This is a genomic window from Streptomyces sp. NBC_00190 (genome assembly GCF_036203305.1).
Lineage (GTDB): Bacteria > Actinomycetota > Actinomycetes > Streptomycetales > Streptomycetaceae > Streptomyces.
The window spans coordinates 7,951,788-7,967,117 of record NZ_CP108131.1; the positions used below are offsets into that span (position 1 = coordinate 7,951,788).

A 15,330-nucleotide genomic window follows, 5' to 3' on the forward strand; every position below is an offset into this window, starting at 1 on the left:
GCGTCAGCCCCACTTCTGCTGGTCCGAGCGGTTGCAGGGCACGGCGCGCAGCCCGGCGGTGCCGCCGTCGTCCAGGCAAGTCCCGGTGGTCTGGCTCCTGACCTGGACCGACTCGTCGGCCCACGACGTGAGGGACCACTTCTGGGACGAGGTCCTGCCGCAGGCCGCGGCGTGCAGCCCGGAGCCGCTGCTGTCCAGGCATGCCCCCGTGGCGTGGTTGCGCAGTTCGCTGGTGCCGTCGGGGTTCGGGTGAACGGTCCACCGCTGGTAGCTCATCCCGTTGGGCGCGAACGAGCGCAGTCCCTTGTCGAGGCTGTGGTCCAGGCAGTTGCCGGTGGCCCGGTTGACGAAGTTCCGGACCTCGTCGTGCGATGACGGACGGTGGTCCTGGGCGTTCTCGCCGTCCGCCGGTGCCGCCGCCGGATCCCGCGTGGACGCCGGGCTGCCCGGCAGTAGAACGGCCCAGGTCAGCGCGGCTCCGAGGACCAGGCCGACGAACACGCCGCCGACGGCCCCCGCGTGTCGGCCACGGATCCGGCCGACGCCCAACCGCTGCCATGGGCGCCACCATGACGGGGGCCCCTGTTCGGCTGCGGGCTTGCTGCTGCTGCCGCCGCCAGGCGGTTTGGGCTGGCACCGGTCCGCCGCTTTCCACAGCACCAGGTAGTCCGCCGGATCCGCGTCCAGCGCACGGCACAGATCGCGGACGGTGTCCCAAGGCGGGACCGTCTGGCCCAGTAGGTAACGCGACAGCGACGAGTCGCTGATCATCACTTCCGATTCGAGGGAACGCAGTGTGCGCCCCGAGCGCTGCTGCAGTTCCTTGAGCGCATCCGCCAGTTGCTTTCCCGCCCCGGCGTGCTGCCCGTCGACGCCTGCCATGTTCGCCCCTTCCGGCCGGCGCCACATGTGCTGCCCCGGCAGGCCGCGCTTGTCCCGGGATGGTCATGTCCCAGCAGGTCAGAACCCTAGGGATCCCGACATCGGTGAAGCAAACGGGACAGCCTTGCGACGCCCCGACGCGCCCCCACAAACTCGTCATCACCCCGCTCCGCAGCCCGTGCAGAGGCAGGAACACCTGCGTCGCACACGGTGACCCGGGAGGGATGACGGGTGAGGCCGACGGAACGCCTTTCCTCGGCCACCAGGGCTCTTTCGACCCCATCAGGGGTCTGCGGAGCCGTGCCCCGTCGCCCTCCCTCACGCGGGCCGGTGTCATTCCCTACGAGCAATCGGAGAACCGAGATGTCCAAGAACACCACCCGTCGCTGGAGCATGGCGGCGTTGACCGCCGTCGTCTGCGCAGGCTCGGCCGCGCTGACCGCCCCATCGGCACCCGCGGCGCAGCCCACGACGCCCCGGACGCCGACCGCCTCCTTCGAGAGCCGGTACGGCGAGGCCGTCCAGGCTGCTCCCCGCACCAGCCGTGCGCAGGTACTGGCGCGGGCGAAGACCTGGCTGACCGCCGACAACGGCCGTCCCGTGCCGTACAGCCAGAACAAGCGGTGGAAGGACGGCTACCGGCAGGACTGCTCCGGTTTCGTCTCCATGGCCTTGGGCCTGTCCAAGCCCGGACCCAACACCGTCGCCCTGAAGAAGGGCGCTTTCACGCGCCGGATCTCGATGAGCCAGCTCGCCCCCGGTGACCTGGTCATCAAGGCCGACAGCAACAGCGCCGACAAGCGCCACGTCGTCATCTTCGACGGCTGGGCCAACAGCGCCCACACCGTCTACAAGTCCTACGAGCAGGCCGGCGGCGTCGGAACCCGCTGGAAGCAGCACTCCTACGGAGTCAACGGGCGCGACGGCTACCACGCCTACCGCCCCGTCAACATCGTGGGCTGACCTCCCGCAGTCGCAGTCGCAGCCATCCCACTCCCGCGCCCCACCCCCCGCCCGCACCACCGCGGGCGGGGGGTGGGGCCCTCACCCGCACCGGATCACCCCCCGGTCACCGCGGACCAAGGAGCACACATGAACACCACTGCGTTCACGATCAAGTCCCGAGCAGCCCTGACGGGCATCCTGCTCGCCATCGGACTGGCCGCGGCCACCACGACGGCCGGTGCGGCGGTGCCGGCCGGCGCACTCGACAGCGTCCAGACCTTCCGCAACGGCGCGACATCGGTCTGCCTGGACGACAGCGATGCCGGCGTCCGCACTTACACCTGCCTGGGTAACGACCACCAGAAGTGGAACGTGCACCGGTGGGCCGACGGTACCCGTGAGCTCAGGAACCTCAAGACCGGACGCTGCCTCACCGACTTCCCGCGAGGCAGCGTCTCGGTCCATCCCTGTGACAAGGACAAGGACGAGAGCTGGATCGTCCACCGCTACCCGGACGGAGCCGTCGAGCTGAAGAACCAGGCAACCGGGCTGTGCCTGGACGACAGCTTCGAACACCACCTCCGCACCTTCCCATGCGGTACCCACAGCGCCAGGAGCCCGTTCCAGACCTGGCGCTAGCGTCCCAGGCTGCTGACCCGAGCCCGGCCCCCGACGGCTGCCGGGCTCGGGGCAGGCCTCGACCCGACGTCACCGCCATGGATCCGGCGATGTTGGATGGTGGCATGGTGAGACGGAAGAGGGAGAAGGACAAGCGGCCTCCCTTCGGCATGCCGAAGGGAATCGTCTTGCTTGCGACGCCGGACGGCTGGCGCCACAGCGTCCTCACGGTGGAAGACGGCATGCTCTGCGGCCGCCTCAGCGACGAGCTGCTCGACCCCGAGGCTGCCCTGGCCGCCGCCACGACGATGCTGAAGGAACTCGCGCGCGACTTCCACGACTCCGCCGTCGAAGTGACCTGGGATCCGCGTCAGGAGCCCTGGACCTGGACCGGCCACGTCGTCCCCGCCGACGGAAGCAGCTCGCCGATCGGCTCCCGGCTCAGATGATGTGGATGCGCTCCAGGGATCCGGCGGTGTCGCGGACCATCAGGTCGTGGCCCTTGGCGCGTTCCTGCTCGATGAAGCCGAGCAGGAGTACGGCCCGGTTGATCACGTCGGATTTGCTGACTCCCGTCGCGGCGGTCAGGTCGCCGACCACGGTGACGGCGGGAGGGCACAGGGTCACGGAGTACCGCTCGCTGTCGGGGTGGGAAGGGAGCTGATCCATGGCAATGCCTTTCTGTCGGCCGAATGTGCACCGAGTCTGCACCAGAAGCGTGCTGTTGTGCATCGAATATGCATCGCGCGCCCCGGGAGTCAGAGGGTTGGGGTGAACTGCGGAAGCGGGAGGGCGTCCTTGGGGCGCATGAGACGTTCTGCTGCGGCGAGGGCGCGCAGCAGCGGCAGACGGGCGAACGTGTCGCGGACGCGCCTGCCGGCGGCGGTCTTGGGGACCATGAGGCGGACGTTGACTCCGATCCGCTGCTTCTTGCGGACCAGGTCGCGGTGGGTGGCTTCGTAGCGGAGGAAGGCGGCCCGGTGGTCACCGCGTGCCGCGGCGAGTTCCCCGGCCAGCCGGTAGGCGCCGACGAGGGACAGTTCCGTGCCGGCGCCCGAGGCCGGGGAGGCGCACCAGGCGGCATCGCCCACCAGGGCCACCCGGCCCGTGGACCATGACTCCATGTGGACCTGGCTGAGCGCGTCGAAGTAGAAGTCGGGATCGTCCAGCGCCGTGGAGAGCAACTCCTTGATCCGCCAGGGGGACTCGCCCTCGAACGCCGCGCGCACCAGACGCTTGTGCTGTTCGACGTCCCGGTGGTCGTAGGCCAGGCGGCCGGAGCGGAAGATGAAGTACGCCTTGGCTCGGGCGTGGTTGCCGGAGCGGTAGACCCCGGCCATCTTGCCCGGCAGGTTGAACATCGTCACCCAACGGTCCTCGCCCAGGGCCGCGTCGGTGTCGGCGAAGGCGAAGTGGTGGTCCTTGTGCCGGATGAACTTCGCTTCGGGGCCGAAGGCCAGGCGGCGGACCGTGGAGTGCATGCCGTCGGCGCCGATGACCAGGTCGAAGCGGCGGGTGTCCGCGTGCTCGAAGGCGACCGTCACTCCGTCGTCGTCCTGCTCCAGTCGGCTGACGGAGTCGCCCCAGAGGTGTTCCACGCCCGCGTCGGTCGCCTGGTGGAGCAGCGCCACCAGGTCGCCGCGCATGATCTCGACCGCGTCGGCGTCCCGGGTGTCGATGCGGGCGAGGCCGCGGTCGTCGGCGTCGACGAACTTCTGGCCGAGCCGGGCGCCCCCCTCACGGTCGAGGCCATCGCCAAGAAGGCCGGCCTGGGCGCGGCGACCGTGGTTCGCGCCTTCGGCGGCAAGGACGCGCTGCTCGACGCCGCGGTCTCCGGCCTGCTCGAACCGGTGGTCCACCGCGCTGGGCAACTGCTGGACGAGACCCGCCCGGAACAGGCCCTGCGCACCTTCCTGACCGAACTGATCGCCTTCCAGTCCGCGCACCACGCCATCGGCGACCAGCTGGGCAGCCTGGAACTTCCCGCCACCACGGCCCTGCGGAAGGAACTGGTGCGGGCCGTGGAGGAAATGGTCGCCAGGGCGCAGCGCGACGGCGCGATCCGCGCCGACCTCGATCCCGCCGTCATCACCACCCTGATCGGCCAGACCGCCTATGCGATCGCCCGGGCGCAGGCCCAGCCCGCGTCCGAGGGACTTGCCGCCGCCTACATCACCGTCGTCATGGACGGGCTCCGCCCCGGGCAGCCCGGCCCTGGCGGCGACACGGGCCGGCTGCCGCCCAGCGCGCCGTGACCTCCCGAGTACGTTCGCCTGTCGCCGTCAGGGGCAGGTGTCATGATGCGGAGTCATGGGAACGAGGGATGACAGCGATGAGGCGTACGTAGTCGGCCTGTGCGACCAGGTGCTTGGCGAGACGGCCGTTGCGCAGCACAGGTTCGACTGGCTGGTCGGGGATCCTGGATCCGGCGGGCGGCGGGCCAGGCTGCCGGTCGATGCCTACTGGCCCGGGCATCAACTCGTGGTCGAGTACCGCGAGTTGCAGCACGATCAGCCGACGCCCCATTTCGACAAGCCTGACAGGCTCACGATCAGCGGGGTCCATCGGGGTGAGCAGCGGGCGCTGTACGACGCCAGGCGCGATGCGGAGATTCCCGCTCACGGTCTGCGGCTCGTCGTGCTCCGCCCGGCCGACCTTGACGCGGACGCCCGCGGGCGTCTGCGCCGCAACCAGAAAGCGGATCTGTCCGTACTGACGAAGATCCTGGCACGGGGCAGCGACGAGTGCCGGGTCACGGATGCGTTCCGGACCTGACTACTGGCCCAAGGCTGGACGCCGGTTGCCCCGACCGGACCGCTGGACCGACCTTGAAGCCGTGCGCGGCGACGAGCGATTGATCTGCGAGGCCAAGGGCCGGACCAGCGAGAAGGGCACCGACTCGGGTTCGAAGGTGATCCGGACGTCCGTGCGACGCCGATGAGTTGGTCGCGATCGCGGGTGGAGAAGACGAAAGGCAAGGAGGTGTAACCACTCCTTGCCACTCTCAACTTATAGCGCACCAGGGGGCTTGCGGCAAGGCCCCGGCCGTGGGGCAGAATCGCGGACCGAGGCCAGGACCTGCGAAAACGGGGGATTCACGAAGTGCATTTGTTGTTGTCGTTCTATGGGGTGCGCGGCGAGGCCGAGCCGGTGGCGGGACTCGCGTCGCGGTTGAGGCACCGGGCACCGGGGCGCCGAGGCGCGGGTGGGCGCGCTGCCGGGCTTCACGGGCGCGTCCCCGGATCGGGGCTGATGGCATGAACCACCTGACCACCAGCGCGTTCGACCTTCCCGACCACCTCTCACCCAAGGCCGCCCCGACGCTGATCGACGGCGACGAGCAGCACTTCGCGGCCATCGCCGAGTGCCTTGAGCAGTCGATCGCCGAAGTGTCCGACCGTCTCGATGCCGCGCGCCTGGCGCCCGGCGGCATCGGCCGGGAAGCGATGGACCGGGACGTGGAGATCCACCGGCTGACCGGTCGTCTGCGTGCCTTGCGCCGCTTCGGTCTGGACCTGTGCCTCGGACGCATCGTCGGCACGGACAGCTCCGAGCCCGTGTACATCGGACGACTCGGCCTCACCGACAGCGCGGGTCGCCGGCTGCTGCTCGACTGGCGTTCACCCGCGGCCGAGCCGTTCTTCGCGGCGACCCACGCCAACCCGATGGGTCTGGCAAGCCGCCGACGGTACCGCTGGACCCGCGGCCGGATCGGCGACTACTGGGACGAGGTGTTCACTTCGGACGGGCTCGAAGGGCACGCCGCGCTCGACGACCAGTCCGCCTTCATCGCCAGTCTGGGCAGCAACCGGTCGTCCCGGATGCGGGACGTGCTCGGCACCATCCAGGCCGATCAGGACGCCATCATCCGGGCGGGATCCCGCGGCGCCCTCGTCGTCGACGGCGGTCCGGGTACGGGCAAGACCGTCGTCGCTCTGCACCGCACCGCCCACCTCCTCTACTCCGATCCTCGCCTCGGTCACCGTCGCGGCGGCGTGCTGTTCGTCGGTCCGCACCGGCCCTACCTGGACTACGTCGCCGATGTCCTCCCCAGCCTCGGTGAGGAGGGCGTGCAGACCTGCATCCTGCGCGACCTCGTCGCCGAGGGAGCCGGAGCGGCGATCGAGCGCGACCCGGACGTGGCCTCGCTGAAGTCGTCCGCGGACATGGTGAAGGCGATCGAGCCGGCCGTCGGCATCTACGAAGAGCCGCCCACCAAGGGGATGACGGTCTCGACCCACTGGTCCGACATCTGGCTGAGCGCCGACGACTGGGCGGCGGCGTTCGAAGCGCCGGAACCCGGTACTCCGCACAATGAGGCGCGCGACCAGATCTGGGAGGAACTGGTCGCGATCCTGCTGGACAAGCACGACGGCGACGAGGTCTCGCCCGAGCTGTTCCACAGGTCGCTACGGCAGAACCGGGAGCTGGTCACGACCCTCGACCGCGCATGGCCGATGCTCGAAGCGACCGACCTCGTCGGAGACCTCTGGACCGTACCCGCCTACCTGCGCAAGTGCGCTCCCTGGCTCAGCCGCGACGAGGTCCGCAAGCTGCAGCGTGAGGAAGCCCAGGCCTGGACGGTGTCCGACCTGCCGCTCCTGGACGCGGCCCGGCAGCGGCTCGGTGATTCGGAGGCGTCGGCGCGAAAGCGTCGCCGGGACGCCTCTGTCGCGGCCGAACGCGAGCGCATGGCCGGCGTCATCGACAGCGTGCTCGCGGCCGATGCCGACGGTGAGGGCGCGGTGACGATGCTGCGGGGGAAGGACCTGCAGGACAGCCTGATCGACGAGACCGCACTGCCCGGCGCCGACCGGGACCTGCTCGCAGGCCCGTTCGCGCACATCGTCGTGGACGAGGCTCAGGAACTGACCGACGCGGAGTGGCAGATGCTGCTGCTCCGCTGCCCGTCCCGGAGCTTCACCATCGTCGGGGACCGGGCCCAGACCAGGCACGGGTTCACGGAGTCGTGGCGGGAACGGCTCGAACGGGTCGGGCTCGACCGGATCGACATGGCTTCCCTGAGCATCAACTACCGGACCCCGGAAGAGGTCATGGCGGAAGCCGAGCCGGTCATCCGAGCCGTGCTCCCGGACGCCAACGTGCCGGCCTCCATCCGCAGCAGCGGCGTCCCCGTCGTCCACGGATCCGTCTCGGATCTGGACTCGGTCCTCGACGCCTGGCTCGCCGCACATGCCGACGGGGTCGCCTGCGTCATCGGTACCGGTGACATCGGGGGTGGCACCTTCCCGGCTACGTCCCGGGTCCGGTCGCTGACCCCGGCACTGTCGAAGGGGCTCGAGTTCGACCTGGTCGTCCTCATCGACCCGGAGGCGTTCGGCGAGGGCGTCGGGGGAGCGGTCGACCGCTACGTCGCGATGACCCGCGCGACCCGGCAACTCGTCATCCTCACGAGCTCCTGACGCCGGCCGGCCGGGCGGTGGCGGCCGCCACCGCCCCGCCCCGGCCTCGGCGCATGGCCTCACCCGCCGGAGCGGCGAGTCGTACTACAACGACCTAAAATGACCCGGAAAGGTACACAAGGTATTCCGGCGGCTCCGAGGTGCCCCTATGGGCCGTGCGGCTGGCCTGGGAGGCGTGATGACCGTACCCCCCGACGCGGCACCGCAGCACACGCAGAACGATCCCGAGGACGCGCTCAAGCAGGTCGGCAGCTCCTGGCGCTGGGCGCTCGGCTTCGCCCTCGCGACCCTGATCCCAGGCATCCTGGTGCTCGTCTGGCCCGACGAGACGCTGCACATCCTGGCCGTGATCATCGGTCTGCAGCTCCTGGTCGCGGGTGTCTTCCGTTTCGTCACGGCCTTCTCGCACAGCAGCGACGGGGGCGGCAGCAGACTGGCGGGCGTCCTGATCGCGATGCTGGCGTTCCTGGCGGGCGTCCTGGTACTGCGGCATCCGATGCAGACGATCGGCGCGCTGTCCCTGATCGTCGGCGTGTTCTGGCTGCTGACGGGAGTGCTCACGGCGTACGTCGCGATCGCCGACCGCACGCTCGTGCATCGCGGCCTGCTATTCGGCCTGGGCGCCCTCGGCACCGTCGCCGGCATCGTCGTACTCTGCTTCCCGGTGGACTCGGCCGTCGCTCTGACACGGCTGCTGGGACTGTGGCTCGTCCTGCTCGGCGTGTTCGAAGTGGTGATGGCCTTCGCACTGCGCTCCGCCACCCGCCCGTCGGCCGCCGCTCACGGCACAGTGGAGACATGAACGCAGACGACAGGAGCGCACTGGCCCGGGCACGCGCGGCGACCAGGCTTCCCGCCGGGGACCTGGACCGCGCGCGGCGCTTCTACTCCGAGAAGCTCGGTCTGGAGCCCGTCGACGAACGGCCCGGTGGACTGCTGTACCGGTGCGGAAGCGCGGAATTCGCGGTGTTCAAGTCGACGGGATCCTCGCCCGGCACCTTCACCCAGATGGGGTGGGAGGTCGACGACATCGAGGCGGTCGTGTCGGAGCTCGAACGGCGCGGCGTGGTGTTCGAGGAGGTCGACGTGCCCGGTTTCCGCACGAGGGGCGGGATCGCCGATATCGAAGGGAACTACCCGAGCAAGGGCGCCCGGGGTGAACGCGCCGTCTGGTTCCGGGACAGCGAGGGCAACCTGCTGGGCATCGGCGAACCGGTCGTCTGAGGAGCCGGCACCGGCGGGTCGGCGACATTCGTCATGGTCGCGTCACGGAACCGCCACAGCGCCGCAGCCTGGGAACCCGGGAGGGGCGCAGTGCCGTGTCCATGCGCGAGTGCCGGTGTGGGACCGGTCGTGAACCTCGGGGAGCGCCCAATGCAGTACACAGCAGGTGTCTGCCGGATCGCGGCAGCGCTGGTGACGGCGGCGGCTGTCACAGCCTTGACGGCGGGCTGCACGCCCACCGGCGACGACGGCGCGACGGCCAAGCCGTCGACGCCGCCCGCGGGCTCGGAGCCGGCGAAGCCGACGCCCACCGGGGGCTCGTCCTCCACCGGGGGCGGCACGGGCGGTACCGGCGGTACGGGCAGTACAGGCGGTACAGGCGGTACGGGCGGTACGGGTGGCGGGACGAAGGCGTGCAAGATCGACCAGATCAAGGCCTCGGATGCTCACCAGGCCGACGACCGGCCGCCGGGTACGGGAACGGGAGCTGCCATCGTGTCCGTCACCAACACCTCGAAGGCTCCCTGCACACTCAACGGATTCCCGACGGTCGCAGGAGCCGGGAACGGCTCGCCCGGCAAGAACCTGCCGCTGGCCGTCACCCAGAGCGGCTCGGCCTCGACGGTGACCCTGGCCCCGGGGGCCCGAGCCTGGACGAAGCTCACGTTCGTCAATGTCCAAGGCGAGGCGGACGGCTACTGCGTATCCGGCGCCACGCCCGCCAGCTTCCCGACCCTCGTCCTCGGTGTGCCGGGCGCGGGCTCGCATCAGATCGCCATGGATGACGGCGTCTTCGCCGAGTGCGACAACAAGGTGACCGTCACCGCGTTCTCGTCGACCAAGCCCTCCTGAACCCATGTGGCCGGCCGCCGCCGGGACTTCGGTCCCGGCGGCGGCCGTGCGTGTGCACCGTCGCCGACCGAGGGCGCCCGTCAGCAGGCTGCCCGCAGGGACCGCCAGGCCGTGTCGTCGAGGAAGTGCACGTCGTAGCGGTCCTGTTCGGGCAGAAGGCTCTCGAAGGAGTCCTGGCCGTGCTGGATGCGGCCGAGCGCGCGGAAGTAGCCGAAGCGGTCGACGCCGGGCGTCAGTACGGCGATCAGGTCGGCCGTGGAGCCCCGGGCCGCGCCGAACGCGTGCGGCATCCCCGGCGGGACGACGACCAGTCCGCCCTGCCCCACCGACGCCGTCTCCCCGTCCAGGAAGAACTCCACCGTGCCGTCCAGGACGTAGAACAGCTCGGACGACAGGTCGTGACGGTGTGGCCTGGCTCCGTCGGCCCCTTCACCGAGGGTCAGTCGGTTGGCTCCCAGCGCGCCGCCCGTCGCTCCGGCGTCCGCCAGCAGGCGGAAGCCTCCGCCGTGCGGCAGGGGGACGTGTTCGGCCTCCTCGCACCGCACGATCAGCGCGGGCGCGGCATCCGGGACTTCCTCGGACATCTGCTGGTCTCCTCTCGCGAACCGCTCGGTTCGGGTCCCATTCGATCCCGGGAAGAAGCGGTGCACCACAGGCGGTTGTCACCTGCAGAAATCACCGATCGAGATCAATCGGAGGGGCGCGTGGAGCTGCGGCAGCTGCAGTACTTCGTGGCCGTCGCCGAGGAGGGCGGCTTCAGCCGTGCCGCCGAGCGGCTCAGCATCGTCCAGTCGGCGGTGAGCGGGCAGATCCGCCGCCTCGAACGCGAACTCGGGATCGTGCTCTTCGAGCGGTCCACCCGGCGCGTGCACCTCTCGGGTGCCGGCGAGCGGTTGCTGCCGGAGGCGCGCGCCGTACTCGAGGCCGCGCACCGCACGCGCCAGGTGGCCGCCGAGATCGCCTCGGGCCACGACGGGGTCCTGCGGCTGGGCACCGTCCACGGCCCCGGCGACCGGGTCTACCGCCTCCTGCACGAGCTGACGGCCACCAGTCCCCGGCTCCAGGTCCGGCCGCGGCGCCTGCCCGTAGCGGAACGGCTGGCCGCCCTGCGTTCCGGCGAGCTGGACGCGGCTCTCGTACGGGGCCTGGACGCGGCACCGGGACTGGAGGTCCTGCCGGTGTGGAGCGACCCGCTGTACGTGGCCATGCCCGAGGGGCATCCGCTCGCGAACAGCCCCGTCCTGCACGTGGAGGAGCTGGCCGGCCTGCCCCTGCGGCTCGCTCCACGGGAGCACAACCCGCCGTTCCACGACCTGATCACCGACGCTGTGCGTGCCGTCGGAGCCGAGCCGCTCCTGGGTCCTTCGTTCACCACCTTCCAGGAGACGCTCACCGCCATCGGCGCCGGCACACCCTCCTGGACCGTGTTCTACGACGTGGTCGGGCTGCCCGCCGTCCACCAGGTGGCCCTGCGCCCGCTGGCCGAGCCCGCCCTCACCACCTCGCTCGCCGTACCGCCGGGCCCGCCCGGCCCCGTGCTGCGTCACCTGCTCGCCGCACTCGCCCGTACCTCCTGCCGGTGACCGAGGCCGGGCTGGCCGGGCTGGGTCCCGGCGCGTGCCCGGCAGCGGAGAGCCGCCGGCCCCGGTCGACCGACCAGAGCCGGCGGCTCTCCGTGACGACAGGCCCTAGTGTTCTGAGTCTTGAGTTCTGTTCAGATGTGTAGGGTTGGCCTATGGCGCGGATGGGGCGGCCGAAGGCCGAGTTGACGCTGTCGGACGAGGAACGGGTCGCACTGGAGGGGTGGGTGCGGCGTCGTTCCACGCCGCAGGCGTGGGCTTTGCGGTGCCGGATCATCCTGGCCTGCGCCGAGGGTGTCTCGAACAAGGACGTGGCCGTCCGTCTCGGATCAACGCCTCAGGCGGTCGGCCGTTGGCGGGCCCGTTTCGTGCAGTACCGGATCGCGGGCCTGGGAGACATGCCGCGTTCCGGCGGCCCCAGATCGGTGACGGACGAGCAGGTTGCCGCGGTGGTCACCAGGACCTTGGAGTCCAAGCCGAAGAACGCGACGCAGTGGTCGACGCGGTCGATGGCGAAGGAAATGGGCCTGTCCCAGTCCTCGGTCTCACGGATCTGGCGGGCGTTCGGCCTGCAGCCGCACCGCTCGGAGACCTTCAAGCTGTCGACCGACCCGTACTTCGTCGACAAGGTCCACGATGTCGTCGGCCTCTATCTGGACCCGCCCGAGCGGGCGCTGGTGTTCTGCGTGGACGAGAAGTCGCAGATCCAGGCCCTGGACCGGTCCCAGCCGGTGCTGCCGATGATGCCCGGGGTCCCGGAGCGGTCAACGCACGACTACGTCCGGGCCGGCACGACCACCCTGTTCGCCGCACTCAACGTGGCCACCGGCAAGGTGATCGGCTCCCTGCACCGCCGCCATCGGGCCGAGGAGTTCAAGAAGTTCCTGGTCAAGCTCGACAAGGAAGTGCCGGCAGGCCTGGACGTCCATCTGATCTGCGACAACTACGCCACCCACAAGACCCCGGACATCAAGAAGTGGCTGCTCGGCCACCCCCGGTTCCACCTGCACTTCACCCCGACCGGGTCGTCCTGGCTGAACCTGGTCGAGCGATGGTTCGCCGAACTCACCAACAAGCAGATACGGCGAGGCGTCCACAAGTCAGTCCAGGCCCTCGAGAAGGACATCCGTGACTGGATCGCCGCCTGGAACACCGACCCCAAGCCCTACGTCTGGACCAAGACCGCAGACGAGATCCTCGAACGCCTCGCCAGCTATCTGAACAGAATTCCCGACTCAGAAGACTAGCGGCGCGCGTCCACCACCGCGAGGAGCTTCCCACTGGTCGGGCTGCGGTCCAGGGACGCGCCGTCCACGGCCTCGACCACCAGGTCCAGCAGACGCTCCGTCACCGCCGAGCGGAGCTCCGGGTAGCCGGCCAGGAAGACCTCCCGCAGCCGCTCCGGGTCCGTCGCCCCGGCCCGCTCCACCCGTACGGTCAGCCGCTCGCGTGCGTCCGCGGCGTCCAGCCGGATCTGCAGCTCGCCGCGGTGCCCGCCGCGTTCCTCCGCCAGCGCCAGGAAGCGGCGGTGATTGAGGAAGTACGTCGCCACCCGCATCACGTCACCGGTGCGCCCCCGCAGCTCGAAGCGGGGCGCGTGCCGGCCGCACGGGCAGCGGCCCGGGACCTCCCGGCCGAGGTCGCCTATCACGTACCGGCCCAGGTGCTGGCCGCGCCGGGCGTGCGTGGTGAAGACCAGCCGGCCCGTCTCGCCCGGGGCCACCGGCCGGTCCTCGGCCAGGTCCAGGATCTCCATCGTGTGGAGGTCGGCGTGCAGGTGGTGGACACCGCCGGAGCTTTCGGTGCACTGGTAGCCCAGCGGGCCGAGGTCCGTACTGCCGTACGTGATCGAGCGGACGGCCTCGATGCCGAACGTGTCCTTCAGCGTGCGCTGCTGCTCCTGCGTGAAGTGCTCGCCGCCGTAGAAGACCTTGCGCAGACCTCCGTACGCGCGCAGTGCGTCCGCCTCCGCGTGCAGCAGCTGCCACAGGTAGGAGGGCATGCCGAAGAGGGTGTCGGCCCCGTGGTCGATGATGGCCCGGGCCGTCGCCCGGTGGTCCGGTCCCGCGGACAGCGGCAGCTGCACCCCGCCGAGCCGTTCCAGTACGGAGAAGAAGCTGATGAAGCTGCCGTACATGCCGCCGCAGTAGAAGAGGTTGGCGGTGCGGTCCCCGACCGGGTCGTAGCCGGCGGCGAGCAGGCCGCGGGCGGCGGCGTGCATCTGGGTGTCGTAGTCGTCGTAACTGAAGATCGACAGGGCCGGCGCGCCGGTGCTGCCGCCGCTGCGGAAGTACAGCTCGGCATCGGCCCGCGCCACCTGTCGGGCCGACTCCTGCACGTCCTCCTTGCCCAGCAGCGGACCGGCGGGCTGCGGCAGCACGACGGGCCGGGCCAGGTCGTCGAGGCAGGAGGTGGTGGCGAAGCGGGCCGGGTCGGCCTGGACCGCGACACGGCGGCTGTAGCGCTGCAGGGCGTAGACGCCGTCGTGCGGCTCGCCCGCGTAGCTTTCCAGCATGGCGCCGACCGGCGTGACGCGGGTGACGCCCGCGGCCAGCGCGGTGCGGGAGAGCTCTGCGATGTCGGTCCGGCTGCCCGCGAGGCCCGCCGTCTGCAGATAGCGGCGCATCGGGCGCAGGGTGGCGATCAGCCGCTTGCGGGGCAGCGGCTTGACCCACACGCTGCGGTGCAGCGGCGAGGCGGTGAGCGGGGAGCGCGTGTCGGCCATGACCCGCCACGACCCGTCGGGCGCGGCGAACACCCGGGTCAGGCCCAGGTGTTCCTCCAGCCGGGCCACCAGCTCGGTGGTGGTCAGCTCGGCCTCCTCGGCGGGATCAGGCCCGCCCGCCCCGCCCGCCGACGCGGTGGTCACGGCCGGCGGCCGGGCCGCGAGGACCGCGGCGAGACGCTCGGCGAAGGCGAACACCTCGCCCTCGTCCTCGGTGTCGAGGTAGACCACCTGGGGGCTGGAACACGCCTGCTGCTCGTGCAGGCACACATCGTCCGCGAGGGCGTCGAGGGTGCCGGCATCGGACCAGGCGTCGCCCGTCAGGTACGCGAAGGAGATCCGGTGCCCCCACTCCACCAGTCGGCATCCGGACGGCACATGGGCCGCCACCCCTTCGACCGCGCCTTCTCCGCCCCATACGGCGACGGCGTCGGCGGGCGCGCACATCAGTCGCAGCCACTCCTGCCGGGACGAGGGGAAGCGCAGGACGACGATCCGCCCGGCCAGTGCGCCGCTGGGGTCCAGGGCCGCGAGCTCGGCCATCAGATGCTGGGTCAGGAGGGTGTCGGCGCTGCTGGTCTTGAGGATGTTGACGTTTCCGGCGAGCAGGCCCTCGACGATGCTCAGCGGCGCGACCGTCGCGGCGTTGCCCGGGGCGATGTGGGCGACCAGGCCCACGGGCGCCCACGCCTCGTAGACCGTCTCGCGCGGATCGGCCCGGTTCAGCCGCCCGGGAGTGGCGCTGCCGAGTTCCCGGCGCAGCTTGCGCGTCAGCTCGCGCCGGCCGAGGAGGCTGCCGAGCTCGGCCAGGACGGCCGGGTCCTCGCCCTCGGGCAGGTGCGCGGCGAGCCGGGCGCGTACCGGATGGGCCGGGTCGCGCAGGGCGGTGGCGAGGGCGTCGCAGGCGGCCAGGACGGTCTCGGTCTCCAGGACCGTGGCCAGCGCGGCCTCGACGGCCGCCGGCAGGTCGGCCAGGTGGCGCCCGGCCTCCTCGTCGCCGATGAAGGTGCCCTGCCAGTAGTGGGGTGCGGCGCCGTCGCCGCTGCCGTGCCGGTCGTTCGCGGCCTTGGTCTCCGTCACG

General features: G+C 70.9%; 16 protein-coding genes. 11 read left to right on the forward strand and 5 right to left on the reverse strand.

Features of this window, described 5'->3' with window-relative positions:
• Nucleotides 1-3: 3 nt before the first annotated feature.
• Nucleotides 4-882, reverse strand: coding sequence for a helix-turn-helix domain-containing protein (locus OG429_RS36815; RefSeq protein WP_328929599.1), 879 nt, complete (start codon nucleotides 880-882; stop codon nucleotides 4-6).
• Nucleotides 883-1,245: 363 nt separating this feature from the next.
• Between OG429_RS36815 and OG429_RS36820 the strand changes: the two genes are divergently transcribed.
• The 3 genes from OG429_RS36820 (at nucleotide 1,246) to OG429_RS36830 (ending at nucleotide 2,894) form a co-directional block, all read left to right on the forward strand.
• Nucleotides 1,246-1,845: a hypothetical protein gene (locus OG429_RS36820; RefSeq protein WP_328929600.1), complete on the forward strand. Its 600-nt coding sequence runs from the start codon at nucleotides 1,246-1,248 to the stop codon at nucleotides 1,843-1,845.
• Between the two features lie 129 nt (nucleotides 1,846-1,974).
• The gene (locus OG429_RS36825; protein WP_328929601.1) at nucleotides 1,975-2,466 is read left to right on the forward strand and encodes an RICIN domain-containing protein; all 492 of its coding nucleotides are present in this window, start codon (nucleotides 1,975-1,977) and stop codon (nucleotides 2,464-2,466) included.
• A gap of 104 nt (nucleotides 2,467-2,570) precedes the next feature.
• Entirely contained in the window at nucleotides 2,571-2,894 is a 324-nt protein-coding gene (locus tag OG429_RS36830) for a hypothetical protein (protein ID WP_328929602.1), read from the forward strand.
• On the opposite strand, the gene OG429_RS36835 is transcribed toward OG429_RS36830, so the two are convergent.
• Nucleotides 2,887-3,114 (reverse strand): hypothetical protein, encoded by a 228-nt coding sequence (locus OG429_RS36835; RefSeq protein WP_328929603.1) that lies wholly within the window; start codon nucleotides 3,112-3,114, stop codon nucleotides 2,887-2,889. The two genes, OG429_RS36830 and OG429_RS36835, sit on opposite strands and share 8 nt — an antisense overlap.
• Before the next feature lie 89 nt (nucleotides 3,115-3,203).
• Nucleotides 3,204-4,091 (reverse strand): FAD-dependent monooxygenase, encoded by an 888-nt coding sequence (locus OG429_RS36840; protein ID WP_328929604.1) that lies wholly within the window; start codon nucleotides 4,089-4,091, stop codon nucleotides 3,204-3,206.
• Between OG429_RS36840 and OG429_RS36845 the strand changes: the two genes are divergently transcribed.
• The 6 genes from OG429_RS36845 (at nucleotide 4,062) to OG429_RS36870 (ending at nucleotide 9,944) form a co-directional block, all read left to right on the forward strand.
• On the forward strand, nucleotides 4,062-4,700 hold the full coding sequence (locus tag OG429_RS36845; RefSeq protein WP_328929605.1) for a TetR/AcrR family transcriptional regulator: 639 nt from the start codon (nucleotides 4,062-4,064) through the stop codon (nucleotides 4,698-4,700). The genes OG429_RS36840 and OG429_RS36845 overlap by 30 nt on opposite strands.
• Nucleotides 4,701-4,755: 55 nt before the next feature.
• Nucleotides 4,756-5,220, forward strand: a complete 465-nt coding sequence (locus tag OG429_RS36850) for a hypothetical protein (protein WP_328929606.1) — start codon at nucleotides 4,756-4,758, stop codon at nucleotides 5,218-5,220.
• 482 nt (nucleotides 5,221-5,702) lie between these two features.
• Nucleotides 5,703-7,868 carry an RNA polymerase recycling motor ATPase HelR gene (helR, locus tag OG429_RS36855; protein ID WP_328929607.1) on the forward strand — a complete coding sequence of 722 codons (2,166 nt, stop codon included), beginning with the start codon at nucleotides 5,703-5,705 and terminating at the stop codon, nucleotides 7,866-7,868.
• A gap of 178 nt (nucleotides 7,869-8,046) precedes the next feature.
• A complete protein-coding gene (locus OG429_RS36860; protein ID WP_328929608.1) occupies nucleotides 8,047-8,670 on the forward strand; it encodes an HdeD family acid-resistance protein in 624 nt (207 codons plus the stop codon).
• Nucleotides 8,667-9,092, forward strand: coding sequence for a VOC family protein (locus OG429_RS36865; RefSeq protein WP_328929609.1), 426 nt, complete (start codon nucleotides 8,667-8,669; stop codon nucleotides 9,090-9,092). Before OG429_RS36860 ends, OG429_RS36865 begins: the two co-directional genes overlap by 4 nt.
• A 150-nt stretch (nucleotides 9,093-9,242) precedes the next feature.
• Entirely contained in the window at nucleotides 9,243-9,944 is a 702-nt protein-coding gene (locus OG429_RS36870) for a DUF4232 domain-containing protein (RefSeq protein ID WP_328929610.1), read from the forward strand.
• An 80-nt stretch (nucleotides 9,945-10,024) separates the two neighbouring features.
• Here the strand turns inward: OG429_RS36870 and OG429_RS36875 are convergent, their stop codons facing one another.
• Nucleotides 10,025-10,528 carry a cupin domain-containing protein gene (locus OG429_RS36875; RefSeq protein ID WP_328929611.1) on the reverse strand — a complete coding sequence of 168 codons (504 nt, stop codon included), beginning with the start codon at nucleotides 10,526-10,528 and terminating at the stop codon, nucleotides 10,025-10,027.
• A 120-nt stretch (nucleotides 10,529-10,648) separates the two neighbouring features.
• Here OG429_RS36875 and OG429_RS36880 point away from each other — a divergent pair, with 120 nt between their 5' ends.
• Nucleotides 10,649-11,527 carry a LysR family transcriptional regulator gene (locus OG429_RS36880; protein ID WP_328929612.1) on the forward strand — a complete coding sequence of 293 codons (879 nt, stop codon included), beginning with the start codon at nucleotides 10,649-10,651 and terminating at the stop codon, nucleotides 11,525-11,527.
• A 161-nt stretch (nucleotides 11,528-11,688) separates the two neighbouring features.
• Nucleotides 11,689-12,771, forward strand: a complete 1,083-nt coding sequence (locus OG429_RS36885; protein WP_328930173.1) for an IS630 family transposase — start codon at nucleotides 11,689-11,691, stop codon at nucleotides 12,769-12,771.
• On the opposite strand, the gene OG429_RS36890 is transcribed toward OG429_RS36885, so the two are convergent.
• A complete protein-coding gene (locus OG429_RS36890) occupies nucleotides 12,768-15,329 on the reverse strand; it encodes an acyl-CoA reductase (protein WP_328929613.1) in 2,562 nt (853 codons plus the stop codon). The two genes, OG429_RS36885 and OG429_RS36890, sit on opposite strands and share 4 nt — an antisense overlap.
• Nucleotide 15,330: the final 1 nt, after the last annotated feature.